Annotated in this window: 29 protein-coding genes; 28 read left to right on the top strand and 1 reads right to left on the bottom strand. The window is 45.7% G+C overall.

The features are described from left to right. Positions 1-55: 55 nt before the first annotated feature. From spoIIR to spoIID, 24 genes are all read left to right on the top strand, one after another. The gene (spoIIR, locus tag B1A98_RS08625; protein ID WP_063384500.1) at positions 56-757 is read left to right on the top strand and encodes a stage II sporulation protein R; all 702 of its coding nucleotides are present in this window, start codon (positions 56-58) and stop codon (positions 755-757) included. A 211-nt stretch (positions 758-968) separates the two neighbouring features. Then, positions 969-2,021: an L-threonylcarbamoyladenylate synthase gene (locus B1A98_RS08620; protein WP_063384501.1), complete on the top strand. Its 1,053-nt coding sequence runs from the start codon at positions 969-971 to the stop codon at positions 2,019-2,021. A 178-nt stretch (positions 2,022-2,199) separates the two neighbouring features. Then, positions 2,200-2,739 carry a manganese efflux pump MntP gene (locus B1A98_RS08615; protein WP_041095419.1) on the top strand — a complete coding sequence of 180 codons (540 nt, stop codon included), beginning with the start codon at positions 2,200-2,202 and terminating at the stop codon, positions 2,737-2,739. Positions 2,740-2,827: 88 nt separating this feature from the next. Continuing rightward, positions 2,828-3,298, top strand: coding sequence for a low molecular weight protein arginine phosphatase (locus B1A98_RS08610; protein ID WP_063384502.1), 471 nt, complete (start codon positions 2,828-2,830; stop codon positions 3,296-3,298). Then, positions 3,288-4,577 carry a methyl-accepting chemotaxis protein gene (locus B1A98_RS08605; protein ID WP_063384503.1) on the top strand — a complete coding sequence of 430 codons (1,290 nt, stop codon included), beginning with the start codon at positions 3,288-3,290 and terminating at the stop codon, positions 4,575-4,577. The genes B1A98_RS08610 and B1A98_RS08605 overlap by 11 nt, the downstream gene beginning before the upstream one ends. A 78-nt stretch (positions 4,578-4,655) precedes the next feature. After that, the gene (gene rpiB / locus B1A98_RS08600) at positions 4,656-5,096 is read left to right on the top strand and encodes a ribose 5-phosphate isomerase B (RefSeq protein ID WP_041095415.1); all 441 of its coding nucleotides are present in this window, start codon (positions 4,656-4,658) and stop codon (positions 5,094-5,096) included. Between the two features lie 20 nt (positions 5,097-5,116). Then, entirely contained in the window at positions 5,117-5,689 is a 573-nt protein-coding gene (locus B1A98_RS08595) for a TIGR01440 family protein (RefSeq protein WP_063384856.1), read from the top strand. 175 nt (positions 5,690-5,864) lie between these two features. Continuing rightward, positions 5,865-7,100, top strand: a complete 1,236-nt coding sequence (locus tag B1A98_RS08590; RefSeq protein ID WP_041095413.1) for a serine hydroxymethyltransferase — start codon at positions 5,865-5,867, stop codon at positions 7,098-7,100. A 197-nt stretch (positions 7,101-7,297) separates the two neighbouring features. Continuing rightward, entirely contained in the window at positions 7,298-7,927 is a 630-nt protein-coding gene (gene upp / locus B1A98_RS08585; protein WP_063384504.1) for a uracil phosphoribosyltransferase, read from the top strand. Between the two features lie 21 nt (positions 7,928-7,948). Next, entirely contained in the window at positions 7,949-9,088 is a 1,140-nt protein-coding gene (wecB, locus tag B1A98_RS08580) for a non-hydrolyzing UDP-N-acetylglucosamine 2-epimerase (protein WP_063384505.1), read from the top strand. 423 nt (positions 9,089-9,511) lie between these two features. Beyond that, a complete protein-coding gene (locus tag B1A98_RS08570; RefSeq protein ID WP_063384507.1) occupies positions 9,512-9,730 on the top strand; it encodes an AtpZ/AtpI family protein in 219 nt (72 codons plus the stop codon). 6 nt (positions 9,731-9,736) lie between these two features. Next, positions 9,737-10,126 carry an ATP synthase subunit I gene (locus B1A98_RS08565; RefSeq protein ID WP_063384508.1) on the top strand — a complete coding sequence of 130 codons (390 nt, stop codon included), beginning with the start codon at positions 9,737-9,739 and terminating at the stop codon, positions 10,124-10,126. A 6-nt stretch (positions 10,127-10,132) separates the two neighbouring features. Beyond that, complete coding sequence (atpB, locus tag B1A98_RS08560; RefSeq protein ID WP_041095400.1) at positions 10,133-10,858, top strand: F0F1 ATP synthase subunit A; 726 nt, start codon at positions 10,133-10,135, stop codon at positions 10,856-10,858. A gap of 80 nt (positions 10,859-10,938) precedes the next feature. Next, a complete protein-coding gene (gene atpE / locus B1A98_RS08555; protein WP_006838507.1) occupies positions 10,939-11,151 on the top strand; it encodes a F0F1 ATP synthase subunit C in 213 nt (70 codons plus the stop codon). Positions 11,152-11,359: 208 nt separating this feature from the next. Continuing rightward, positions 11,360-11,875 (top strand): F0F1 ATP synthase subunit B, encoded by a 516-nt coding sequence (gene atpF / locus B1A98_RS08550; protein WP_041095391.1) that lies wholly within the window; start codon positions 11,360-11,362, stop codon positions 11,873-11,875. Further along, positions 11,875-12,414, top strand: a complete 540-nt coding sequence (locus B1A98_RS08545) for a F0F1 ATP synthase subunit delta (RefSeq protein WP_063384509.1) — start codon at positions 11,875-11,877, stop codon at positions 12,412-12,414. Before atpF ends, B1A98_RS08545 begins: the two co-directional genes overlap by 1 nt. Before the next feature lie 79 nt (positions 12,415-12,493). After that, on the top strand, positions 12,494-14,002 hold the full coding sequence (gene atpA, locus B1A98_RS08540) for a F0F1 ATP synthase subunit alpha (RefSeq protein WP_041095387.1): 1,509 nt from the start codon (positions 12,494-12,496) through the stop codon (positions 14,000-14,002). A 90-nt stretch (positions 14,003-14,092) separates the two neighbouring features. Beyond that, positions 14,093-14,953: an ATP synthase F1 subunit gamma gene (atpG, locus tag B1A98_RS08535; protein ID WP_041095385.1), complete on the top strand. Its 861-nt coding sequence runs from the start codon at positions 14,093-14,095 to the stop codon at positions 14,951-14,953. Between the two features lie 210 nt (positions 14,954-15,163). Next, positions 15,164-16,582, top strand: a complete 1,419-nt coding sequence (atpD, locus tag B1A98_RS08530; protein ID WP_063384857.1) for a F0F1 ATP synthase subunit beta — start codon at positions 15,164-15,166, stop codon at positions 16,580-16,582. Positions 16,583-16,604: 22 nt separating this feature from the next. Further along, a complete protein-coding gene (locus B1A98_RS08525) occupies positions 16,605-17,012 on the top strand; it encodes a F0F1 ATP synthase subunit epsilon (protein ID WP_041095383.1) in 408 nt (135 codons plus the stop codon). Positions 17,013-17,129: 117 nt separating this feature from the next. Next, complete coding sequence (locus B1A98_RS08520; RefSeq protein WP_041095381.1) at positions 17,130-17,366, top strand: DUF1146 family protein; 237 nt, start codon at positions 17,130-17,132, stop codon at positions 17,364-17,366. Positions 17,367-17,473: 107 nt separating this feature from the next. Further along, the gene (locus B1A98_RS08515; protein ID WP_082821701.1) at positions 17,474-18,295 is read left to right on the top strand and encodes a YwmB family TATA-box binding protein; all 822 of its coding nucleotides are present in this window, start codon (positions 17,474-17,476) and stop codon (positions 18,293-18,295) included. 29 nt (positions 18,296-18,324) lie between these two features. Further along, on the top strand, positions 18,325-19,626 hold the full coding sequence (gene murA, locus B1A98_RS08510) for a UDP-N-acetylglucosamine 1-carboxyvinyltransferase (protein WP_041095377.1): 1,302 nt from the start codon (positions 18,325-18,327) through the stop codon (positions 19,624-19,626). 167 nt (positions 19,627-19,793) lie between these two features. Next, positions 19,794-20,807, top strand: a complete 1,014-nt coding sequence (gene spoIID, locus B1A98_RS08505; protein WP_063384511.1) for a stage II sporulation protein D — start codon at positions 19,794-19,796, stop codon at positions 20,805-20,807. 24 nt (positions 20,808-20,831) lie between these two features. On the opposite strand, the gene B1A98_RS08500 is transcribed toward spoIID, so the two are convergent. Further along, entirely contained in the window at positions 20,832-21,266 is a 435-nt protein-coding gene (locus B1A98_RS08500) for a VanZ family protein (RefSeq protein ID WP_041095373.1), read from the bottom strand. Between the two features lie 175 nt (positions 21,267-21,441). Here B1A98_RS08500 and B1A98_RS08495 point away from each other — a divergent pair, with 175 nt between their 5' ends. The 4 genes from B1A98_RS08495 to B1A98_RS08480 all read left to right on the top strand — a co-directional run bounded on the left by B1A98_RS08495 (position 21,442) and on the right by B1A98_RS08480 (position 25,126). After that, positions 21,442-22,269 (top strand): stage II sporulation protein SpoIIQ, encoded by an 828-nt coding sequence (locus B1A98_RS08495; RefSeq protein ID WP_063384512.1) that lies wholly within the window; start codon positions 21,442-21,444, stop codon positions 22,267-22,269. Positions 22,270-22,602: 333 nt separating this feature from the next. After that, the gene (spoIIID, locus tag B1A98_RS08490) at positions 22,603-22,884 is read left to right on the top strand and encodes a sporulation transcriptional regulator SpoIIID (RefSeq protein ID WP_041095369.1); all 282 of its coding nucleotides are present in this window, start codon (positions 22,603-22,605) and stop codon (positions 22,882-22,884) included. Positions 22,885-23,092: 208 nt separating this feature from the next. Beyond that, entirely contained in the window at positions 23,093-24,094 is a 1,002-nt protein-coding gene (gene mreB, locus B1A98_RS08485; protein ID WP_063384513.1) for a rod shape-determining protein, read from the top strand. Positions 24,095-24,289: 195 nt separating this feature from the next. After that, a complete protein-coding gene (locus tag B1A98_RS08480) occupies positions 24,290-25,126 on the top strand; it encodes a flagellar hook-basal body protein (RefSeq protein ID WP_041095365.1) in 837 nt (278 codons plus the stop codon). Positions 25,127-25,134: the final 8 nt, after the last annotated feature.

The raw sequence follows: 25,134 nt of genomic DNA, 5'->3' as shown, positions 1-25,134 counted from the left end.
TTCATTGTTTAAGTTTTTCTTTTCTGGACAGACTGGTTTCCAGGAGGGGAAAACAATGAATAGATTAATTGCAGGCATTTATTTACTCATATTATCAATTGGTACAATCCTAAGTTTATATATTCCTGATCATGCAGCAGAGGCGGAGGAAACAATTGTCATTCCAAAGGAAGCCATCCGGCTGCGCATTCTTGCCAATAGTGACAGTGCTGCTGATCAAGAACTGAAGCGAAAAATCAGAGATGACGTGAATAAAGAAATTACCAAGTGGGTAGCCGGTTTAGATTCTTTGCCGGAAGCCCGCCGCCTTTTAAAAAGCAAATTGCCGGAAATTGAAGAGATTGCTATGAAACGTGCTGAAAAAGAAGGCATACAAGCTCCTATTAAAGTGAACTTTGGAAAAGCTAAGTTTCCGACAAAGCTATACGGACAATTTTTGTATCCTGCCGGCGAATACGAAGCAATCGTCATTACGGTTGGAAAAGGCGAGGGGGCCAATTGGTGGTGCGTACTCTACCCGCCGCTTTGCTTTCTCGACTTTTCAAACGGAGCAGCGGTTAGCCCGGGTGTGGAAGAAAGCAGCCAGCCGGATCAAGATCCGAACCTAAAGCAAGCTTCAGACCAAGATCCGAACCAAGATCCGAATCTGAAGCAAGAGCCAGAACAAGAGCGAGAGCCGGTATATGCAGAGGGAGAACCGGAACAGCCGGAGATAAAACTGGCGATTGTGGAGCTTTTCAAGCGGAAAGATTCATAGACTTTTCCACTGTGGATAAAATAGCGATCACTAATTTTTCTGAAATTTATCCACAGTTACCCACAGGTTTATAAACAAAGCGGAAATAATTATCCACACAATGTGGATAAGAAAGAGGATTTTGTGCATATCTTTCCAATAAAAACGAATTTATGCACAAGAAACATAGAATTTATCGAAAATAACAAGAAATGAACGATAGGTGAGCAAAATGCGAACAAAACATTGGCATGTGGATAACAGTGTGGATGTTTTAGACACATATCCACAAATTGAAGAAGCGGCAGAGTTATTAAAGCAGGATGAGGTAGTAGCTTTCCCTACGGAAACGGTTTATGGATTAGGAGGCAATGCGTTATCAGATCAGGCGGCTGCCAAAATATTTGCGGCAAAAGGCCGGCCGGCTGATAATCCGCTTATTGTCCATATTGCCTCAAAGCAGCAAGTAGCAGACATAGCAGTTAACCTATCCCAAACAGCTGAACGTCTAATGGAGGCGTTTTGGCCGGGCCCGCTGACGGTTATTCTGGAAAAGCAGCCGAACCGGCTGTCTCAGCTTGTCACTGCCGGGCTGGAAACGGTAGCTGTGCGTATGCCGGATCATCCCGTAGCGCTGGCTGTGATCCGTAAATGCGGCTTGCCGATTGCTGCTCCAAGCGCAAATCGTTCAGGCAAGCCGAGCCCTACATCGGCCAGGCATGTCCAAGACGATCTTGATGGCGTGATCGCCGGCATTATTGACGGAGGCGATACCGGAGTCGGTGTGGAGTCTACTGTGGTAGACTGTACCGGAAGCATTCCAGTGATTTTGCGGCCAGGCGGCATTACAAAGGAAGACATTGAAGCGGTAGTGGGAGAAGCAGCTATTGACGCTGCTTTAACAGATATGAATCAGCAGCCGAAATCGCCGGGAATGAAATATAAGCATTATGCCCCGGAGGCCCCTGTTTATTTGCTGGATGGGAGCCGCAGCTGGGTCCAGTCCAGGATTAACGAACAGCGGCAGGAAGGAAAGAAGGTCGGTTTGTTAACAACAGAGGAGAATCTCCCCTTCTATGAGGCGGATGTCATTTTGCCTTGCGGACGCCGGGACGATTTACGGACGGTCGCTCATTCTCTATATGAGGTGCTGCGGGCTTTTAATGAAACCGATGTCGATATCATTTATTCCGAAATCTTTCCAACAGATGGAGTGGGGCTCGCTATTATGAACCGGCTCGAAAAAGCGGCGGCTCACCGCTGGCTGCATGAAAAACAAAAATAAAGAGAAAAGATTTCGGACAGCAGTGTCAGACTGCATGATCCGGAGTCTTTTTTTATTTACCCGAAGAGGCTTCAAAAGGGAATAGACCGTTTCTTCCTGGAACGGCAAGAAAGTATTTCTGCCTTCCTGCATATGTTGGAAAGAGGCACGTCCAACAAGGAAGGGAATGAAATAGAACATGGGTGAAGTGGTTACATTAAGCACGCTGGCTTTAGCATTAGGCATGGATGCTTTCTCGGCAAGCCTGGGGATGGGCATGGCGCCAATCAGGCTGCGGCGGATTTTTTTTATTGGCATTATTATCGGCAGCTTTCATATTATTTTGCCGCTTCTTGGGATGGTGGCCGGCCGGTTTGTGACAGATACGTTTGGCACGATTGCGGCTTTGATCGGCGGCTTGCTGTTAATTATTGCCGGCGCCCAAATGATCATTGCTTTTTTCCAGCGGGAAGAAGAAGAAAGAACAGCGCCTGTCGGCTGGAAACTAATGCTCTTCTCTTTAATTGTCAGCCTGGATAGTTTCTCTGTCGGTCTGACGCTTGGGATTTATGGGGCTAAAGTTCTGCTTGTGCTCATGCTATTTGGCGGTATCGCCGCAGCCTTAACATGGAGCGGGTTATTGGCTGCCAGAAAGGCCGGCAGGTGGCTGGGGCCATACAGCGAAGCTTTTGGCGGCTGTGTGCTGCTGGCGTTCGGGTTCAAGTTGCTTTTTCTTTAATTGGAAAAATATATAGAGCTTTTTACCCTCTTTTGGGAAAAATCTTATATAATAAAAACATAAGACGACAGCTGGAGGGTGAAAACAGTTGAATATATTGTTTGTATGTACAGGAAATACGTGTAGAAGTCCGATGGCAGAAGCGATTTTGAAGGATAAAAAGCAAGAATGGGAGGTACGTTCTGCGGGTGTTTATGCCGCAGCAGGCAGCGGGGCATCCGCGCATACAATGGCAGTTTTAAAGGAAAATCACATTTCTTTTCAACATGTTTCCCAAGGGTTAGGCAAGGATATAGTCGAATGGGCGGATGCTATTTTTACTATGACAGCCAGCCATAAGCAAGCTGTTCTTTCTTTATTTCCGGATTGTTCAAATAAGTTATGGACATTAAAGGAATTTGCTAAAGGAGAACGCGGAGATGTAGCTGATCCGTATGGAGGCTCGATTGAAGAGTATCGGCAAACATATGAAGAACTGGATGAATTGATTACAGAAGCTCTTAAGAAAATGCAAAGTGAAGCAGGGGACGTTCCGGAAAGGGGCCATCATGGAGAATAGACGTGCAGCGAAATTCGGGCTAAGAAAGAAACTGGTTGTTCTTGTTACGCTTTTAGCTCTTATTACTTATACGACGAGCGGCTTTTTTATTTATTATATTTATCCTACTTACTTTTCGTGGATGGATCAAACGCTGTTCACGGTGGTCACCTTGTTATTGGGAATTATGTGGTCGGGGATTCTTGCCTATGTAGCCGGCGGCTATTTCGTTAAGCCGCTGAAACGGCTTGAAGCGGCCACACTAGCAGCTGCTCAAGGAGATATTAAAGAGGACGTTGAACTTCCGGAAAGCGAAGATGAAATTCGTTCGCTCGGTATAGCGTTTAATCATATGCTTGGTAATTTGCGGCACATGGTTCATAGCATTGACAACAATTTTGCTTTAACAAACGAAAGTGTTGTTCAGATATCTGCAGAAGCGACAAAAGCTTCTCAACGGGCAGAAGAAATATTCCGGACAGTCGACGAAATTTCCGCCGGAGCTGAGAATTCGGCAGCAGCCATTCAATCGACGGCAGAATCCGTTGAGGACGTAACGCATCTGGCCGCAGAAGTGCAGTCGAAGGCGAAGGCCTCCGCCGTGCAGGCAGAAGAGATGGTGGAGGATTTGCAAGTAAACAAAGCGATTTTTCAGTCGCTGATTTCCGGAATGGAGAAGCTGTCGGCGGAGAATGAGGAGTCACTTGAAGCGGTTAAGCGGCTGGAAACTAATGCGCGCAAGGTCGAACAAATTATTCAGCTTGTCGGCGATATGGCAGCCCAGACGAACCTGCTGGCCTTAAATGCTTCCATCGAAGCGGCACGTGCAGGCGAGCACGGCAAAGGCTTTGCGGTCGTTGCTGAAGAAGTGCGCAAACTTGCTGATGAAAGCGCCAAGGCAGTCAGCGGCATTTCTGAACTGATCCAGCATATTCAGCAGGAAGTAGATCAGGTTGTCCAAAAAATCTCCTCGCAAGTGAGAACAGTCAGCAAAGAAGTGCAAAACGGATCTCAGGCCAATTCAGCGATCGAACAAATGACCGGAAAGATTCATGAGGTGGCAGAGGTGGTGCAGATCATTTCAAGGCTTGTGGACAAGCAGCTGGACAGCATTCAGCAAACCTCTAACCAATCAGAAGAGGTGGCAGCGATTGCCGAAGAAACGTCTGCAGGAGCGGTGGAAGTGACCCGGGCGACGAAAGATCAAACGGACGTGATGCATGACATTGAAAGAGCCGCTATGCAGCTGAAGAAGCAAGCGGAAGAGTTGAAATCAACCATTACGAAATTCCAGCTTTGAACGTCTTAGCCTTTTCATTTTTCTTCTCCTGTGACAAAATAGAAGAAAAATCGGCTATGCCAAAAGGAGATTAAACATATGAAAATTGCCATTGCATCCGATCATGGCGGAATCAATATCCGTGAAGAAATCAAGGGCTTGCTTGAGGAACTCGGGTTAGAATATGAGGACTTCGGCTGTGAATGCGGCACGTCTGTCGACTATCCTGATTATGCGCTTCCGGTAGCAGAAAAGGTCGCCAATGGAGAGTTTGACCGCGGCATTTTAATATGCGGAACAGGGATCGGGATGAGCATTGCCGCCAATAAAGTGAAGGGCATTCGCTGTGCGCTTGTTCATGATGTGTTCAGTGCCAAGGCGACAAGGGAACATAATAACAGCAATATGCTGGCGATGGGAGAGCGTGTCATTGGACCAGGGCTTGCCCGGGAAATTGCCAAAGTATGGCTGACAACTGATTATGAAGGCGGCCGTCATGAAAACCGTCTTAATAAGATTACATCGTATGAAGAAAAATAAAAGGGGAGGGATGAGCGTTGTTGCAGCTTAAAGAGTGGGAGCAGCAGCTTGACCGTCTGCTGCAGGAGTTTCAGCAGCAGGCCCGTCTCCAAAAAGGACAGACTGTTGTGATCGGCTGTTCAACTTCAGAAATTGCCGGCGAGAAGATCGGAACAGCCGGCACGCTGGAAATTGCTGAAATGGTGTACCGGCAATTGCAGGCATTTGCAGATGAGCATGAATGGCATCTCGCCTTTCAGTGCTGTGAGCATTTAAACCGGGCGCTCGTTGTCGACCGGGAACAAATCCAGCGGCTGCAGCTTGAAGAAGTGGCTGTGGTGCCGGTTCGGCAGGCCGGCGGATCGATGGCTGCGTATGCATTTAATCACAAGAAAGATAGCGCAGTGGTTGAATTTATCAAGGCTGACGCCGGCATTGATATCGGCGATACATTTATCGGCATGCATTTGAAACATGTGGCCGTTCCGCTGCGGACAAGCGTCAAAGAAGTGGGACACGCGCATGTGACAATGGCCACGACGCGGCCGAAGCTGATCGGCGGTGCCCGCGCTGTTTATGAAAAAACGAATGCCAATGAGAAGTGTTCTGGATAATGTTAAGTTTTGACCGGCTTTTCACGGAGAAGCCGGCTTTTTTTATTGAAAAAGATCGGCTTTTCTATTTATTTCATTTGAAACGTGAAGAAAACATGTTAAAATATAAATGAATTTTAAAAATTGGCAATACATAAAGGCATATATCACGTTTAAAAACGGAAGGGGTTTGGAAATGAGTATTCTTAAAGAGCAGGACTCGGCTGTATTTGCGGCCATTCAAGACGAGTTAAAACGCCAGCAGTCGAAAATTGAATTAATCGCTTCGGAAAACTTTGTCAGCCAAGCGGTCATGGAAGCACAAGGCTCTGTATTAACGAACAAATATGCAGAAGGTTATCCAGGCAAGCGTTATTATGGCGGCTGCGAGCATGTGGATGTGGTGGAAAACCTGGCCCGCGACCGTGCGAAGCAAATTTTCGGCGGCGACCATGTGAACGTACAGCCTCACTCTGGTGCTCAAGCGAATATGGCTGTTTATTTCACTATATTGGAGCATGGTGATACTGTTCTTGGAATGAACTTATCACACGGCGGCCATTTAACTCACGGAAGCCCGGTTAACTTCAGCGGAGTGCAATACAACTTCATCGAGTACGGCGTCAGCAAAGAAAATCAGCAGATTGATTATGAAGATGTCCGCCAAAAAGCAGTGGAGCATAAGCCGAAGCTGATCGTTGCAGGCGCGAGTGCTTATCCACGTGCTATTGATTTTGCGAAATTCCGTGAAATTGCAGATGAAGTCGGTGCCTACCTAATGGTCGACATGGCTCATATCGCCGGCCTTGTAGCAGCAGGTCTTCATGAAAGCCCGGTTCCTTACGCTGATTTCGTGACAACCACTACCCATAAAACGTTGCGCGGTCCGCGCGGCGGCATGATTATTTGTAAAGAAGAATTTGCTAAGAAAATTGACAAGTCTATTTTCCCTGGCATCCAAGGCGGCCCGCTTATGCACGTAATTGCAGCCAAAGCGGTTGCTTTCGGAGAAGCGCTCGATGACAGCTTCAAGACGTATGCACAGAAAATCATCGACAATGCTAAGCGTCTGGGAGAAGGCCTGGCGAAAGAAGGCATTCAGCTTGTATCAGGCGGCACCGATAACCACCTGCTGCTTATTGATCTGCAAACTCTTGGTTTAACAGGTAAAGTAGCAGAAAAGGTGCTAGATGATATTGGAATCACTTCTAACAAAAACACAATTCCATTTGATCCGGAAAGCCCGTTTGTCACAAGCGGTATCCGTATCGGTACGGCAGCAGTCACTTCACGCGGATTTGATTTAGAAGCAATGGATGAAGTCGCAGCTATCATCAGCTCAGCATTGAAACATCATGAGGATGAAGCAGTTCTTAAAGAATTGAGCCAGCGTGTGGCGGACTTAACAGCGAAATATCCTTTATATAGTTAAATGAGCAGCTCTGGAATGAAAAATTTTCATTCCGGGGCTTTTTATATTTTCCCATTTGTTCTTCTTGGGCTTTTTATGTAAAATTAGAAGGAAGCTTGCTGAAAGAAGTTGAAGAATGGCTGCGTGTGCGGCTTATTTTTTTGCCATCGGAAGCTAGCATGGATCAGTTGATACATTAATACAAGGGAGCGATAATTTTGGGAAAAGTATATGTGTTCGATCACCCATTAATCCAGCATAAGTTGACTATTATACGCGACAAAGAAACAGGAACGAAAGAATTCCGTGAATTAGTAGATGAAGTATCCACGTTAATGGCCTTTGAAATTACACGTGATCTGCCGCTTCAGGAAGTGAAAATTCAAACACCGGTATGTGAAGCCAATGCAAAAACGCTTGCCGGCAAAAAGCTCGGCATCGTGCCGATTCTGCGCGCCGGCATCGGCATGGTAGACGGCATTTTAAAGCTGATTCCAGCTGCCAAAGTCGGCCATGTCGGCTTGTATCGCGATCCAGCTACGCTAAAGCCTGTTGAATATTACGTGAAACTTCCATCTGATGTCGAAGAGCGTGATTTCATCGTTGTTGATCCAATGCTTGCTACAGGCGGATCAGCCATTGAAGCGATCCACTCTTTGAAAAAACGCGGCGCGCAAAACATTAAATTTATGTGTTTAGTGGCTGCGCCTGAGGGAGTAGAGGCTCTGCAGGAAGCCCACCCAGATGTAGATATCTATATTGCTGCTTTAGATGAGAAGTTAAATGAAAAAGGCTACATTGTACCAGGATTAGGAGATGCAGGCGACCGCCTGTTTGGAACAAAATAATTAGAAGTAGGTGCAAATAAGATGAACCGCCCGATTAAAGTAATGACTATTTTTGGAACGCGTCCGGAAGCAATTAAGATGGCTCCGCTCGTTCTGGAATTGCAGAAACATCCCGAGCAGTTTGAATCGATTGTGACCGTAACCGCACAGCACCGGCAAATGCTGGACCAAGTGCTGGAAATCTTTAAAATCACTCCTGATTTTGATTTAAACATTATGAAAGACCGCCAGACGCTGATTGATGTGACAACGCGCGGGCTGGAGGGGCTTGACCGGGTAATGAAGGAAGTCAAGCCGGATATCGTGCTCGTGCATGGCGACACGACGACAACGTTTGTGGCGAGCCTGGCTGCTTTTTATAACCAAATTGCGGTTGGCCATGTGGAAGCCGGACTTCGCACATGGAATAAATATTCTCCATTCCCGGAGGAAATGAACCGTCAATTAACCGGAGTCATTGCTGATCTCCACTTCTCCCCGACGGGTCAAGCGGAGGAGAACCTGCTGAACGAAGGAAAAAAAGCGGAAACGATTTTTGTTACGGGCAACACGGCGATCGATGCGTTAAAGACAACCGTCAAAGACAGCTACAGCCACAAAGTGCTTGATCAGCTGGGCAGCGACCGTCTTGTCCTGATGACGGCCCACCGCCGGGAAAACCTCGGCGAGCCGATGCGCAGCATGTTCCGGGCGATCAAGCGGCTTGTGGAAGAAAACGGCGACATTCAAGTCGTTTACCCTATGCATATGAATCCGGTTGTTCGAGAAATTGCCGGCGACATTCTTGGCAATGACCCGCGCATTCATCTCATTGAGCCGCTCGATGTAATTGATTTCCATAACTTCGCGGCAAGAGCCCACTTGATTTTGACTGATTCCGGCGGCGTGCAGGAGGAAGCGCCTTCCCTCGGTGTGCCGGTTCTCGTTCTTCGGGATACAACGGAGCGCCCGGAAGGAATTAAGGCCGGCACATTAAAGCTTGCCGGTGTAGATGAAGAAACGATTTATCAAATGGCAACTGAACTGCTGAAGGATGAAGCAGAATATGAAAAAATGTCCAAAGCATCCAATCCTTACGGAGATGGCGAAGCGTCCCGCCGAATTTGCGAGGCGATCCGCTATTATTTCCAGGCAGCGACTGAAAAGCCTGACCGGTTTTAATGTAAGAGAGCTGTTGAATACGTCTCTAAAATAAACACAGATGAAGGTGTCCTGGCGGATTGAAATGAAGCCGGTTTTAGAGAAGAAAGAGGGGCCGACCCAAAAAGTCATGTTTCATGACCTTTCGGGACAGCCCCTTCTTAAAGTATTCAGCGGCATCATTCCACCGAAGGCACTAGCGAAAAGATGTAATTTTTGCAATTATTTTTTACTTATCGTCCTTTATAAGCAAAACTTATGGGAAGATTTGAAATTTGATCAATTTGTGAAATATAAGCTACAATTTTTGAGGTTTTTTTTAGTATGCGTTGACATTAAAATACCCCTATTGTATGCTTACAAAGGGAAAAGAGCAAATACTATGAACTGAGCGTAAACGCTTTTTTTTTAGGTAGAACCCACGGTGGGCAGGAGTGTTATTAGATGAAGGGCCGTAAAAATGCGTTTAAGGCAATGGCGTTATACAGCACGATTTTAGCGCAGCTGACAGGATCCATCCTGATTGGAATATTTGCCGGACGCTGGCTTGACGGAACATGGAAAACTGAACCACTTTTTTTAATCGTCGGACTGCTCTTAGGATTAACTGCGGGCATTTTTTCTATGCTTAAGACAGTTAACCATTTCAATTCGGAGGATTAATCAATTATGGGGGAACTCCAGCACTCGCTGACCAGACATAGAAAATACTTAATATATTTGCTCGCCATCTTTGTTTTCTGCTGGGGAACTACGTCTTATAAGGCGGTTTTCGGCGGCCTCATTCTTGGAACGGCTTTTAGCCTGTTCAACCACTGGTTAATGTTGAAGCGAATGCACCGTTTCAACACCGCACTTGAGCGCGGCAATAAAGTTCAATCGCTGGGCACTATGTCTAGAATGGCATCCGCTGGCGTTGCTGCTATCATTGCCCTTCGTTATCCGGACCATTTCAACATGATCAGTACAGTTTTGGGATTAATGGCATCCTATATTGTCATTATGATAGATTTTTTTATTCATTTTCTAATAAAGAGAAAAACCGGGGAAGAGAGGTGAAAACAGTTGCATCACGAAAATCCATTATATCATTGGGAAGTGTTTGACGGTTTTACATTAACTTTCAACTTGGCCAACGTATTAATGATTACCGTTGCCAGCGCAATCGTTTTCTTGATTGCAGTCATTTCCACAAGAAAATTGGCAATGAAGCCTACTGGGCTGCAAAACTTTTTTGAGTGGATCATGGACTTTGTGAAGGGGATCGTCAAGAGTAACATGGACTGGAAAACAGGAGGACGTTTCCATGTTCTTGGAATTACGCTGCTTATGTACATTGCAGTTTCCAACTTTCTTGGTCTTCCATTTTCAGTGGTAAAAGATGGCGTGCTCTGGTGGAAATCTCCAACAGCAGACCCGGTGATCACTTTAACGCTTGCCGTTATGGTTGTCGCTCTGTCACATTACTATGGAATTAAAATGAAAGGCTTTGCCGAATACGGAAGAGATTATTTCCGTCCAATGGGATTTTTATTCCCATTGAAAATTGTAGAGGAGTTCGCTAATACGCTCACTCTCGGCCTACGGCTTTACGGGAACATCTTTGCCGGTGAGATTCTTTTAGGTTTGCTGGCAGGAGGTCTTGCGACAGGATTTGGCGGAACTTTAGCCGCGATTATCCCTACATTAGCATGGCAAGGATTCTCGGTCTTTGTCGGTGGAATTCAGGCTTTTATCTTCACTATGTTAACAATGGTTTATATTGCTCACAAAGTGAGCAGCGACCATTAAAATATACCCAGTTCATTTAATGAACAAACCTATTTTTAAACAAATACATTATTTATACATTTAAAGGAGGAAATTTTAAAATGGGTCTTTTAGCAGCAGCAATCGCAATCGGTTTAGCCGCACTTGGTGCAGGTATCGGTAACGGTCTTATCGTATCTAGAACAGTTGAAGGTATCGCTCGTCAACCAGAAGCTCGCGGTATGCTTCAAACAACAATGTTCATCGGGGTAGCGTTAGTAGAGGCGATTCCTATCATCGCTGTAGTTATCGCGTTCATGGTTCAAGGCCAATAATAACAGCACAAGCGCCTGGCCTGTCCAGGCGCCATAGCTGGACAAGGTTAAAATATTCAGGGATTTTTGTTCCAATGGCGAAGATCATTCCAAGCGAACCTTCGCCATTGCTTTATGTTCGAAGTGTAACAAGCAGTTCCATTCTTTTTATACAGACCTTTCCCTTGAGAAGGGGAGGGGGGAAACTCTTGAAAGGAGTGAAGTGGGCGTGTTAGCAAACGCATTCGTACTTGGATCGTCAGCTGGTTTTAACGGCGGCGACATCTTGTTCCAATTAGCAATGTTCATTATTTTACTAGCGCTGATTAAGAAGTTTGCTTGGGGACCTTTAATGGGAATCATGCAGCAGCGTGAAGATCATATCGCATCCGAAATCGATGCGGCGGAAAAAAGCCGGATCGAAGCGAATAAGTTATTGGAAGAAACTCGCGCAGAATTAAAAGCCTCTCGCCAGCAAGCTCAAGAAATTATTGAGAATGCTAAGAAGGTGGGCGACAGCCAAAAAGCAGAAATCATTGCGGCTGCTCGTGCAGAAGCTGAGCGTCTGAAAGAATCTGCTAAGATGGAAATCGAACAGCAGACTGAACAGGCAATGGCAGCGCTTCGTGAGCAAGTGGCTTCTTTATCTGTATTGATTGCTTCTAAAGTAATTGAAAAAGATTTAAGCGCAGCAGATCAAGAAAAATTAATTAACGAGTATATCCAAGAGGCAGGGGAAGAGTGATGAGTGATTCCGTAGTGGCGAAACGCTATGCGCTGGCTCTTTTCGAAATTGCCAAAGAACATCAGCAGCTCCAAGAAATTGGTGAAGAGCTGCAAGTGGTGAAAGCGGTATTTGAGGAAAACAAAGGATTGCTTCCTTTGCTTGAATCGCCAAAGCTGACAATTGAAGAAAAACAAGCACTCGTAAAGAATGCTTTTTCAGAAGCTTCAATTTATGTAGCTAATCTATTAATGCTTTTAATAGAGCGGCACCGTGAAGGAGATATTACGGCTGTTGCCGAGGCTTATGTGAATTTAGCGAATGAAGAGCAGGGGCTTGCAGAAGCAACTGTTGAATCGGTGCGTCCTTTAACAGAAGAAGAAACACACCAAATCTCTATTAAATTCGCGAAGAAAGTCGGCAAGCAAGCATTAAAGATTAACAACATTGTTAATCCGCAATTACTCGGCGGCTTAAAAGTCCGCATCGGCAACCGTATTTTCGACGGCAGCCTGCGCGGCAAACTAAACCGTTTAGAGCAGCAGCTTATTACGAAGTAACAAGAAAAGCGAGAGGCGCTGCTTGGCGGCGTCCTTCGATCGAATACAACTACTATAATTATTATGAGGGGTGAAATTCATGAGCATCAAAGCTGAAGAAATCAGTGCGCTGATTAAAAAGCAGATTGAGAACTTCCAGTCAGATATTACAGTAAACGATGTTGGTACAGTTATCCAAGTTGGTGACGGTATCGCTCGTGCTCATGGCCTCGACAATGTCATGGCTGGAGAACTGCTTGAGTTCTCAAACGGTGTCATGGGTATGGCACAGAACTTAGAAGAAAACAACGTAGGTATCATCATTCTCGGACCTTTCAGAGATATCCGTGAAGGCGATGAAGTCCGCCGTACTGGCCGCATCATGGAAGTACCGGTTGGGGAAGAATTAATCGGACGCGTTGTAAACTCTCTTGGACAGCCTGTAGACGGTCTTGGCCCAATCAATACAACGAAAACTCGTCCAATTGAAAGCCCGGCAACTGGCGTTATGGACCGTAAATCTGTTCATGAGCCATTACAAACCGGTATTAAAGCGATTGATGCCCTTGTGCCAATCGGACGCGGACAACGTGAATTAATCATCGGTGACCGCCAAACAGGTAAAACAACTGTAGCGATCGATACAATCCTTAACCAAAAAGACCAGGATATGGTTTGTATCTATGTAGCGATTGGACAAAAAGAATCAACTGTTCGCGGAACGGTTGAAACGCTCCGTAAACACGGTGCTCTTGACTACACAATCGTTGTTACAGCTTCTGCCTCTTCACCTGCGCCAATGCTTTTCCTTGCTCCATATGCAGGTGTATCAATGGCTGAAGAATTTATGTTTAACGGCAAGCACGTTCTGATTGTATATGATGATTTATCTAAACAAGCAGCTGCTTACCGTGAACTTTCCTTATTATTACGCCGTCCTCCAGGTCGCGAAGCTTATCCTGGTGACGTTTTCTACTTGCATTCCCGTTTACTTGAGCGTGCAGCTAAATTGAACGATGACTTAGGAGCAGGTTCTATTACCGCTCTTCCATTCGTTGAAACACAAGCGGGCGATATCTCTGCTTACATTCCAACGAACGTTATCTCTATCACTGACGGACAGATCTTCTTACAGTCTGACCTCTTCTTCTCAGGCGTGCGTCCTGCGATCAACGCCGGTCTTTCTGTATCCCGTGTTGGTGGATCTGCCCAAATTAAAGCAATGAAAAAAGTAGCCGGTACACTTCGTCTGGATTTGGCTGCTTACCGTGAACTTGAAGCGTTTGCTCAGTTCGGTTCTGACCTTGATAAAGCGACGCAAGCGAAGCTGAATCGCGGAGCGCGTACAGTTGAAGTATTGAAGCAAGACTTGAACAAACCGCTCAAGGTTGAAAAGCAAGTAGTTATTCTTTATGCGCTGACACGCGGTCTTCTGGACGATATTCCAGTTAAAGATATCCGCCGCTTTGAAGATGAGCTATTAAGCTGGTTAGATCACAACCATACAAACGTGTTAGATCATATTCGCAAAACGAAAGAACTCGCTTCTGATGACGATATGAAAGCAGCGATCAACGAGTTCAAAAAATCGTTCGCGAAATCTGAATAATTATCCAGAACTTTAAAAGCGGGAGTGGATCCTCAAGATCCTTCCCTCTTTCTAGGTAAATTTCTAACATAAAAAGGGTGGTGAGAACCAGTGGCATCGTTACGCGACATAAAGACTCGGATTACTTCTACTAAAAAGACGAGCCAGATCACAAAAGCGATGGAAATGGTCTCCGCTTCTAAATTGAGCCGTGCTGAAACAAATGCTAAATCATTTGTTCCTTACATGGAAAAAATTCAGGAAGTAGTCGCCTCCATTGCTCTTGGCAGCAAAGATGTAACACATCCGATGCTAGTCTCCCGCCCCGTTAAAAAAACCGGGTATTTGGTGATTACCTCAGACCGCGGTTTGGCGGGAGCTTATAACAGCAGCATTCTTCGCCTTGTCAGCAACACAATTAAAGAACGTCATTCTTCTCCAGATGAATACGTGATTATCGCAGTTGGACGCATGGGCCGCGACTATTTCCTTCACAGAGGAATGAATGTGGCTTTAGATATCGTAGGCCTGCCTGATCAGCCTGTTTTCTCTGACATTAAAGACATTGCGAACAAAGCGGTCAGCTTATTCTCCGAAGGAATGTACGATGAATTGTACATGTACTATAACCACTTTGTCAGCGCGATCCAGCAAGATGTTACAGAAAAGAAAGTGCTGCCTTTAACAGATATTGCTCCTTCTTCTAACAAACTGACGGCTTATGAATTTGAGCCGGCAGCCGAAGAAATCATGGAAGTCCTTCTTCCGCAATATGCAGAAAGCTTAATCTATGGTGCACTTCTTGACGGCAAAGCCAGTGAACATGCTGCCCGGATGTCTGCGATGAAAACAGCAACAGACAACGCGAAAGAATTAATTGATACACTAACATTGCAATATAACCGTGCACGCCAAGCGGCAATCACACAAGAAATTACAGAGATTGTCGGTGGGGTAGCGGCGTTAGAATAGTCAAGAAAAGCGAGCCGACTGTTTTGTCCCGACAAGCATAAGACGATCCAATTGGAAGGTTGTTCTGTAACCTTCCGGGTGGAACGGCTTATGACCTCGAGGGGCAAGGAGGCGCAGCTGGACAAAAGAAAAGCGGAAGGCGCTGTTTTGCGCCTGCCGTTCGACATAAACATCACGATAGATTGGACGATTACGATAGGAGGGAAAGAGATGAACAAAGGACGCGTTCTTCAAGTTATGGGTCCGGTTGTTGACGTAAAGTTTGAAAGCGGTCAGCTGCCTGATATCTATAACGCGTTAAAAGTGCAAATCGGTGCACAATCTGATAAAGACGCTGTTGAATTAACATTGGAAGTGGCGCTTCACTTAGGTGATGACACTGTACGGACAATTGCCATGGCTTCAACAGACGGCTTACAGCGTAACACAGAAGTAATTGACATGGGTCAGCCAATCTCTGTACCAGTAGGAAATATAACCCTCGGACGTGTATTTAACGTACTTGGTGAAACAATTGACTTAAATGAAGAAATCCCTGCAGAAGCTGAGCGCAATGCGATTCACCGCGCGGCGCCTACTTTCCAGCAGCTTTCTACAGAAGTAGAAATCCTGGAAACTGGTATCAAAGTAGTAGACTTGCTTGCTCCGTACATCAAAGGCGGTAAGATTGGTCTCTTCGGAGGTGCCGGTGTAGGTAAAACAGTTCTTATTCAGGAATTGATTAACAACATCGCCCAAGAGCATGGCGGTATCTCTGTATTCGCCGGTGTTGGAGAGCGTACTCGTGAAGGAAACGACCTTTACCACGAGATGAGCGACTCTGGCGTTATCAGCAAAACAGCGATGGTCTTCGGACAAATGAACGAGCCTCCTGGCGCACGTATGCGTGTAGCGCTGACAGGTTTAACAATGGCGGAATACTTCCGTGATGAGCAAGGACAAGACGTTCTTTTCTTCATCGATAACATCTTCCGTTTCACACAAGCAGGTTCTGAGGTTTCTGCCCTTTTAGGCCGTATGCCTTCTGCCGTTGGTTACCAGCCGACACTTGCTACAGAAATGGGTCAATTGCAAGAGCGGATCACATCTACAAGCGTAGGTTCTGTTACATCTATCCAAGCGATTTACGTACCGGCCGATGACTACACGGACCCGGCTCCGGCTACAACATTCGCTCACTTGGATGCAACAACAAACCTTGAGCGTAAACTCTCAGAAATGGGTATTTACCCAGCGGTGGATCCATTGGCTTCTACATCTCGTGCCCTTTCTCCGGAAATCGTTGGAGAAGAGCATTATAATGTAGCTCGCCAAGTGCAGCAAACATTGCAGCGTTACAGAGAGCTTCAAGATATCATTGCGATCCTTGGTATGGATGAGCTTTCTGAAGAAGATAAATTGGTCGTAGGCCGTGCCCGCCGCATCCAATTCTTCTTATCACAAAACTTCCACGTGGCCGAGCAGTTTACTGGTCAGCCAGGTTCTTACGTGCCGGTTCAAGACACAGTTAGCGGATTCAAAGAAATTCTTGAGGGCAAATACGACAACCTTCCTGAAGATGCTTTCCGTCTTGTCGGCGGCATCGAAGAGGTTGTTGCAAAAGCAAAAGAAATGGGCGTAGAGGTATAATACGGGACCAGGGGGTTAAACAATGAAGACATTTAAAGTCAGTATCGTCACTCCTGATGGCCCGGCGTACGAAGCGGATGTTGAAATGGTAAGTGCCAAAGCTCAAAGCGGTGAGCTTGGCATTTTACCGGGACATATTCCGATGGTCGCCCCTTTACAAGTTGGCGCTGTTCGCTTAAACAAAGGCGCTGGAAAACCTGATTTGGTCGCGGTCAGCGGCGGATTTTTAGAAGTCCGTCCAGATCAGGTGACGATATTAGCACAAGCGGCTGAAACAGCGGAAAATATTGATGTTGCCCGGGCGAAAGAAGCTAAGATGAGAGCGGAAAACCGCCTGAGCAATAAACAAGACAATATAGATATTCAACGTGCTGAATTAGCATTGAAACGGGCAATTAACCGTATTGACGTTTATGAAGGCAGAGCGTAACAAATGAAAAAAACCTTCCGGAAACGGGAGGTTTTTTCACTCATAGAAAAACCAGCACTGCTTTCGTCAGGAGCTAGATGGTAAATATTTTAATTAAGTAGATAAGGGGGGATAGGGATGATGGCAAATTTCGGCCAAGATGCATTGTTCAGTATTTTGTCACATTTGGTGTTTATCGGTTTATCGTTTTGGGCGCTTCAGGCCGTTCGCCTAGATCAGCTCATCAAAGCTAACCACATCTTCCAAGCACGCTTGTTATTCGTGGTTTTGTCCATTGCAATCGGTTCAACGGTTAGCAATTTCTTCCTTGATTACTTCTTGTGGTCCCGCCAATTGCCGCTTTTATTCCAATAAAATTTTAAAATAGTTCTTCCTACAGGCTTGTATTTTTTTCTATTTTGTATATTATTTCTTTAGGGAGTTTTTATATTCTCCCCCATTTCTTATAAACAAGTGAATAGATGAACAAATCATATTGTCGACAAAGCATGCAATTTGTCGTGTTTTTCCCTGTTTATCTTTTCCCAGCCAGGCCAAACTGGTTGCTAAGGGAGAGGATATCAATGAATCTACTAAAAAATAGATATTATGTTTTGTTGGGGTGTTTCATTGTAATTTTGTTAGGGAATAACACAATGGCAGATAGTGAAAGCAAACCTTTGCTGCTTTTGACTGACAGTGTGAAAGGTGTGGATGGATCGATTGAAGAGTGGACCTTACATACTCGCGAACGCTTAACAGAAAAGCCGGATGAGGCAGCGAATCGGCTGCACGCATCGTTAACCGGTTGGCAAGAGTCAGCCTTTAACAAAGGGAATACAGACGGCTACATCTTTGAACATACGCAAGGATCGGTTCAACAGAAGATCGAAATTGTTTCTTCAGACACAGCCGGCGGTGTTGCCTATATGCTTTACTCGGTTACTGCTGCTGACGAAGAGGAAATAAGAGCCTTTTTTTCAAAGGAATTTACCGCTACATATTCACAAATCTTTCACGGAAAGCCACGGGTATTTACTTGTATAAAAGGGAAGTTTGATGGTACACTTGAAGAAGTTTTGTCAAATCAACTTTCTACATTGTTATCAGGCTGGAAAGCCGAAAAAAGAGAAGCAGTTTCTGAAAAGAATTTTTATTCTTTATCTATGTATTCCGAGCGTTTTGGGAGCGACCTTCCGCTTTCAAAGCGTGAAATGAATGTACAAGTTGGACTAAGAAAAAAACAGAGAGGCTCTGAGACAAATTTTGTGATAGGCACGCCTCTCATTACGATTGAATATTAATATATAAATTGGACGCGGAGGGGAAAAGTTTGGAAAAAATTATCGTCCGCGGCGGTAATAAACTAAGTGGAACTGTGAAAGTCGAAGGAGCAAAAAATTCAGTTCTGCCAGTCATCGCCGCTACATTATTAGCCAGTAAAGGAAAGAGTGTGATTCGGGATGTACCGACTCTCTCTGATGTATATACAATAAATGAAGTACTTCGCCATTTAAATTGCCAAGTGCATTTTGAAAATAATATCGTCACAGTAGACGCATCTGAAGAGTTATTCGTTGAGGCGCCATTTGAGTATGTACGCAAAATGCGGGCGTCTGTTCTTGTCATGGGTTCATTGCTTGCGCGCACAGGAAAAGCGAGAGTGGCTCTTCCGGGCGGCTGTGCCATCGGTTCTCGCCCAATCGACCAGCATTTAAAAGGCTTCGAAGCTATGGGTGCAGTGGTACGGGTAGAAAACGGCTTTATCGAAGCAGAAGTAACCAAGCGGCTAAAAGGCGCGAAAATCTATCTTGATTTTCCGAGCGTCGGCGCAACAGAAAACATTATGATGGCTGCTGCATTGGCTGAAGGCACGACTATTCTTGAAAATTCAGCGAAAGAGCCTGAGATTGTCGATCTTGCTAATTTAATTAATGCAATGGGCGGAAAAATCGTCGGTGCCGGAACAGAAACGATTCGGATCGAAGGCGTTGAAGAACTTCAAGGAGCCGACCACGCGATCATTCCTGACCGCATTGAAGCCGGCACGTTTATGGTAGCTGCAGCGATCACAGGCGGAGATGTGGTCGTTCAGGGAGCAGTGCCGGAGCACATGTCTTCATTAATTGCTAAAATGAAGGAAATGGGTGTGCAAATTATCGAGGAAGATAATGGTGTCCGTGTGATCGGTCCTGAAACATTGAAGCCGGTTGACATCAAAACAATGCCTCACCCTGGGTTCCCGACAGATATGCAGTCACAGATGATGGCGCTTCTGTTAAAAGCCCAAGGAACAAGCATGATTACCGAAACCGTGTTTGAAAATCGCTTTATGCATGTCGAGGAATTCCGACGCATGAATGTCAACATTAAAATTGAAGGCCGTTCGGTCATCATTAATGGCCCGTCTGATGTACAAGGGGCTGAAGTAGCAGCAACGGACTTGCGTGCAGCAGCTGCGCTGATTTTAGCTGGGCTTGTTGGCGAGGGTTATACACGCGTGACAGAACTGAAGCATCTTGACCGCGGATATGTGAACTTCCACGGCAAGCTGGCAGCTCTTGGAGCGGATATTATTCGCGTAAAAGAAGAAACACCTGCTTCTGAAAAAGTCATTACAGATATTAATGCTTAAGAACAAAGAACTGTTCTGCCTGCGGGCGGGACAGTTTTTTTTATTTACCTCCTGCAGGTACTTCCAACTAAAAGAAGATATGGGTGTCATATCCAGGGGGTGTCCGCCATATCCTTAAATGTGGGTAACCTTTGTACCCAATCTGATAAATGGAGGCCTCTGATTTGATGAAAAAACGACATTCACTTTCTTTTTTGCTTGCCGGACTTGTCGCAGTTGCTGTTATTCTCCCTTCACTGCTCGTTATCTTGTTTTCATCAGGAAAAGAGGAGCTAGCCGCCGGACTGCCGCACGAGAAGGCGCCTAAAGAGGTGCAGGAGCAGCCTGCCCTGGATGTGGCAGTGTTTCGTTCCGGCACAAAGAAAACGGAAACGTTTCCGTTGGAGGAATATGTGGCTGGTGTCGTGGCAGCGGAAATGCCGGCTTCCTTTGAGAAAGAAGCACTGAAAGCCCAAGCGTTAACAGCAAGAACATTTATTATTAAACAAATGATGAGCGGAAGCAAAGTGAACGGCCAGGCGAATGTCACCGATACCGTCGCGCATCAAGTGTTTAAAACGAAGGAGGAGCTGAAACAGCTCTGGGGAAAAGATTTTGACTGGAAATCCAAAAAAATCAATGAAGCTGTTCAGGAAACAGCTGGTCAGGTCATTACATATAACGGTGCCCCTATTACAGCTTCTTTTTTTTCGACAAGCAACGGCTACACAGAGAACTCAGAGGATTACTGGAACGAGCCGCTGCCTTACTTAAAAAGCGTGGCCAGTCCGTGGGATGAATCGTCCCCTGAATACAGCACGAAGCAAACGATGCCTCTTGCCGAGTTTGAAAGAAAGCTTGGAATATCCGTCAATGGCAAAGGGGAGGCGGGAACGATTACAGGACGTACAGAAGGCAAGCGCATCGCCTCAGTGAAAATCGGCGGGAAAGAATTTTCAGGCCGGGAAGTGAGGGAAAAGCTGGAGCTGCCTTCTTCTGATTTCAACTGGGTGCTGAAGTCGGGTGATGTCATCATCACGACGAAGGGCTACGGGCACGGCGTTGGAATGAGTCAATACGGAGCCAACGGAATGGCGAAAGAAGGAAAAAACTATAAACAAATCATCGCCCATTATTATCAGCAAACCAAAATCGAAACAGCCAAAAACTTTGTCAAGGAAACCGTTACGGCCAAAAAATAACTCCTTGCCGATAGAGGCAAGGAGTTAGGAGCTGACCCAATGGGTGAACTTATTCATCAGGCGGCTGATCAAGCTGTTCGGCCGCTGAAAGTACGTGAACTGGACGATCAAAAAGCAGACGAATACGCCGGTTACATCTTTCACAGCATCAATGACCGTTGCGGAACGGGAGGGAACAAACGCCTGGTGAATTTCATCGATGAATCCGTAAAAGCAGGCGATTAAAGCAGCCGCTAAGTGGGCCGCGCTCGTAAAGCGTCCGTGCGCTAAAAACGCATGAACAATCAAAATATATAAAATCGCAAATTCAATTAAATGCAGGGACTCTTTAAAAAAGCGGTCCGCTTCGCTTTGAGGAAGTTCAATAATCGCGTTATCCGGCATACTGGACATGATCCATACTGCCGCCATATAAACGAACGGAGCGATCGTGGACAAGCCCTTTGCCAACTTTTTCAATTAACTACACCACCTTAGCCGAATATAAGATTGATCTCATTCTATCATGATTTTCTGCGCTCTCATTTTTGGTTTTGTGGCATATTTATAACGATTTTTCCAGAAACGAAAATTTTTCCAAATTGACGTATAGATTCCCTGAAATGTGTTCACACTGGTTGCTGAGGTGATGAACATGAGAGAGGAAGAAAAGAAAAACACTTCTCAAAAAATGAAGAAAGTCTTTAAAAATCGCTGGGTCTTCCCTGCTGTCTACTTAATGAGTGCCGCCATTTTAATTTCAGGCATTATCTGGTACCAAATGGCAGGATCGGGGAAAGAGCAAGTGAAGGGACCGCAAGAAAGCGCAGTCGATGAAGGAATGTTTAATCAGCCGGCGGAAGAAGTCAATTCATCTGTAGAACCAATGGCTTTGCCTTTCAAGCATGAAGACAAAGCAGTGATTAAGACGAATTTCTATGATGAAAAGGCCTCTGCAAAGGAACAACAAGAAGCACTCGTAGTCTATAATAATACGTACCATCCAAACACAGGAATTGATTATGCAGTGAAGGGCGGCAAAACATTTAATGTGACGGCAGCCTTAAGCGGAAAAGTAGTCAAGGTTGAGGAAAACGATGCATTGCTTGGCAACGTCATTGTCATTGAGCATGCTGACGGTTTTGTGACACAATATCAATCGGTGCAAGATATCCAAGTAGAAAAAGGCGATCAGGTGGCGCAAGGAGATGTCATCGCGAAAGCCGGCAAGAGCCTGTTAAATGAAAAAGCGGGCACGCATCTTCATTTTGAAGTGCGCAAGGATAAAGTCGCGATCAATCCGCAGGACTGCTTTGACAAAACAGTAGCGGCGATTCAAGAGTCTATCCAGCCGGTGCAAGCGGAAAAGTCAGCGGATAAAGAATCAGAAGAATCTGTGGAGCAAACGGAAGAAAGCCCTTCTGATCAGGAACAAAACAGCAGCACAATCGAAGAGAAAGAACAAAGCGACAGCAATTCGTAACAGGCGGGGCAGCTCTTGATGGGCTGCTTTTTTCTTTTTATGCAGAAAGCCGCCTGACTGGACATTTATTTCCCCTTCCTGTACATATTTTTCCTGCTTCGTCAATATAGTAATAATAAAACCTGTATAAAGACAAAGGGATGGTTTGAGGTGAGGAATCGTTAGACGGACAAATACCTGATGATAACAAGAGCAGTCTAGTTGCGGAAGAAAAGAAAGTGAAAGCTTTCTTTCCGTGTGCAGGCACTGCTGCATGCGGATTTATATTATTTCATTCAAGCGAAAGCGAGTCTCATTTCACACGTCTCACATCCAATGAAGGAGGCGAGCGGTGTGCACGATTACATCAAGGAGAGGACGATCAGGATTGGCAAGTATATCGTGGAGACAAGAAAAACTGTGCGGGTGATTGCGAAAGAGTTTGGTGTATCGAAGAGTACAGTGCATAAAGACCTGACAGAACGCCTTCCGGAGGTGAACCCGGAGCTGGCTCAGCAGGTGAAGGAGATCCTGGACTATCATAAGTCGATTCGCCACCTGCGCGGGGGGGAAGCGACGAAGAAGAAGTATTCGGCCGCCTTAAAAAAGGCGAGCGGTTCAGGAGCTGAAGTGTGATCAGTCGCATAAATAAAAAAGGAAATCTGCCTCCTGCGGGCGGATTTTTTTGCGCGGAAAGAAACAAAGAAAGTTTACAAATAATCCGGCTTTTTCCTGGCAAGTATGATAAAATAAAAAATTGGGAACTCCTCATCTTTGTACGAAAATAGACATAAAAAGATGGAAATAAATAAAAACTATCGAATAAAAAAGGGGGGCTGCTCTAATGATTTCAAAAGATATTGGAATTGATTTGGGGACAGCAAATGTATTGATTCATGTAAAAGGACAAGGAATCGTATTAAACGAGCCATCAGTCGTAGCTATTGACAAGAACACCAACAAGGTGCTTGCTGTCGGCGAAGAGGCCCATCGCATGGTCGGCAGAACGCCGGGGAATATCGTGGCTATCCGCCCGCTGAAGGACGGGGTTATCGCTGACTTCGATGTGACAGAGTCTATGCTGAAATATTTTCTGAACAAACTGAATGTTAAGGGCTTACTTTCTAAGCCGCGCATTTTAATTTGCTGTCCGACAAATATTACAAGCGTTGAGCAAAAAGCGATTCGTGAAGCGGCAGAAAAAAGCGGCGGAAAAACGGTCTATTTAGAAGAAGAGCCGAAGGTAGCAGCAGTTGGAGCCGGCATGGATATTTTTGAGCCAAGCGGCAACATGGTTGTTGATATCGGCGGCGGCACAACAGATGTGGCTGTGTTATCAATGGGTGCCATTGTGACAGCGGCTTCGATTAAAATGGCTGGCGACAATTTCAACAATGAAATTTTAAATTACATTAAGAAAGAATATAAATTGCTGATCGGTGAACGGACAGCTGAAGATATCAAGATTACAATAGGCAGCGTGTATCCGGGCGGCCGCAGTGAAGAGATGGAGATTCGCGGACGTGACATGGTTTCCGGGCTTCCGCGCCTATTAATCGTCAATTCTGAAGAAATCGAAATGGCGCTCAGGGAATCAATCGCCGTCATCGTGCAGGCAGCGAAAGATGTACTGGAACAAACGCCTCCTGAGCTGTCAGCTGACATTATTGACCGCGGGGTGATCTTGACCGGAGGCGGAGCCTTGCTTCACGGCATTGACCAGCTGCTGGCCGAGGAATTGAAGGTGCCGGTGTTTATCGCTGAAAACCCAATGGACAGCGTTGCAGTAGGCACAGGTATTATGCTTGAGAATATTGATAAATTATCAAAAGTCAAATTGGCATAAACGAGGTGAGTTGCTCATCTCGTTTTTTTTTCAAATGTGTATTTAAATTCACCTATATTATTAATCTTTTCTAGTTTTTGGCCGATGAAAAAGAGTGGTATAATAAAGCAAGCCATTTGAAATTACTTGTAAAGAAATCCACAGTTTCTAGAAGATAAAGAGTGAGAAAAGAACCTATGTTAATGAGGTGGATATATGTTTCGCGGATTTTATACAGCAGCTTCAGGAATGATTGCCCAGCAGCGGCGGACTGAAATGCTTTCTAACAATATGGCTAATGCCAACACCCCAGGCTATAAGGCGGACCGTTCTTCATTGCGCGCTTTTCCGGAAATGCTCTTGCAGCGGATGGACCAAGTGTCTGTGCCTGTCCAAAAACAGTTGAATCTTCCGCTTGAGCGGCGCGTCGGTGCCGTGAATACTGGTGTCTATATGCAGGAGACCATGCCGGATTTTTCCCAGGGAGATCTGCGGGAAACCGGGCTGAGAACGGATGTGGCTCTGGTGGATGTCAATGTTCCTGTGAATGAAGATACTGGACAAAAAGGAATGCTTTTCTTTAAAATACAAGGTCAAGACGGCGTTGAGCGCTATACGCGCAACGGCAACTTTACCCTGGACAGCGCCGGCTTTTTAACAACGGCGGCCGGCCATTATGTTCTTGATCCGGCTGGAAACCGGATTCAGCTGAACTCAGACAACATAGCGATTGATGAAACCGGCCAGATTACGGAGGAAGGAAGACCGGCTGGCCGGATCGGCCTGGCTTTTGCGGAAGACCCGAACCGTTTGATTAAGGAAGGGAACGGCTTGCTTCGTCTCCAAACGGGCACGCTTCCGGCTGCTGCCGGCCAAAACAATGTGCAGTTTCGGATGCAGCAAGGCTTCCTGGAGGGCTCCAATACCGATGCCGGCCGCTCGATGACGGATATGATGTCCGCCTATCGGACATTTGAAGCGAATCAGAAGGTCTTAGCCGCTTACGACCGCAGCATGGAGAAAGCCGCAAATGAAATAGGCCGAGTGAACTAATCTTCCCG

Source organism: Pseudobacillus badius (genome assembly GCF_002189605.1).
Taxonomy (GTDB): Bacteria; Bacillota; Bacilli; order Bacillales; family Domibacillaceae; genus Pseudobacillus; species Pseudobacillus badius.
This window is presented reverse-complemented; position numbering and strand designations above follow the sequence as displayed.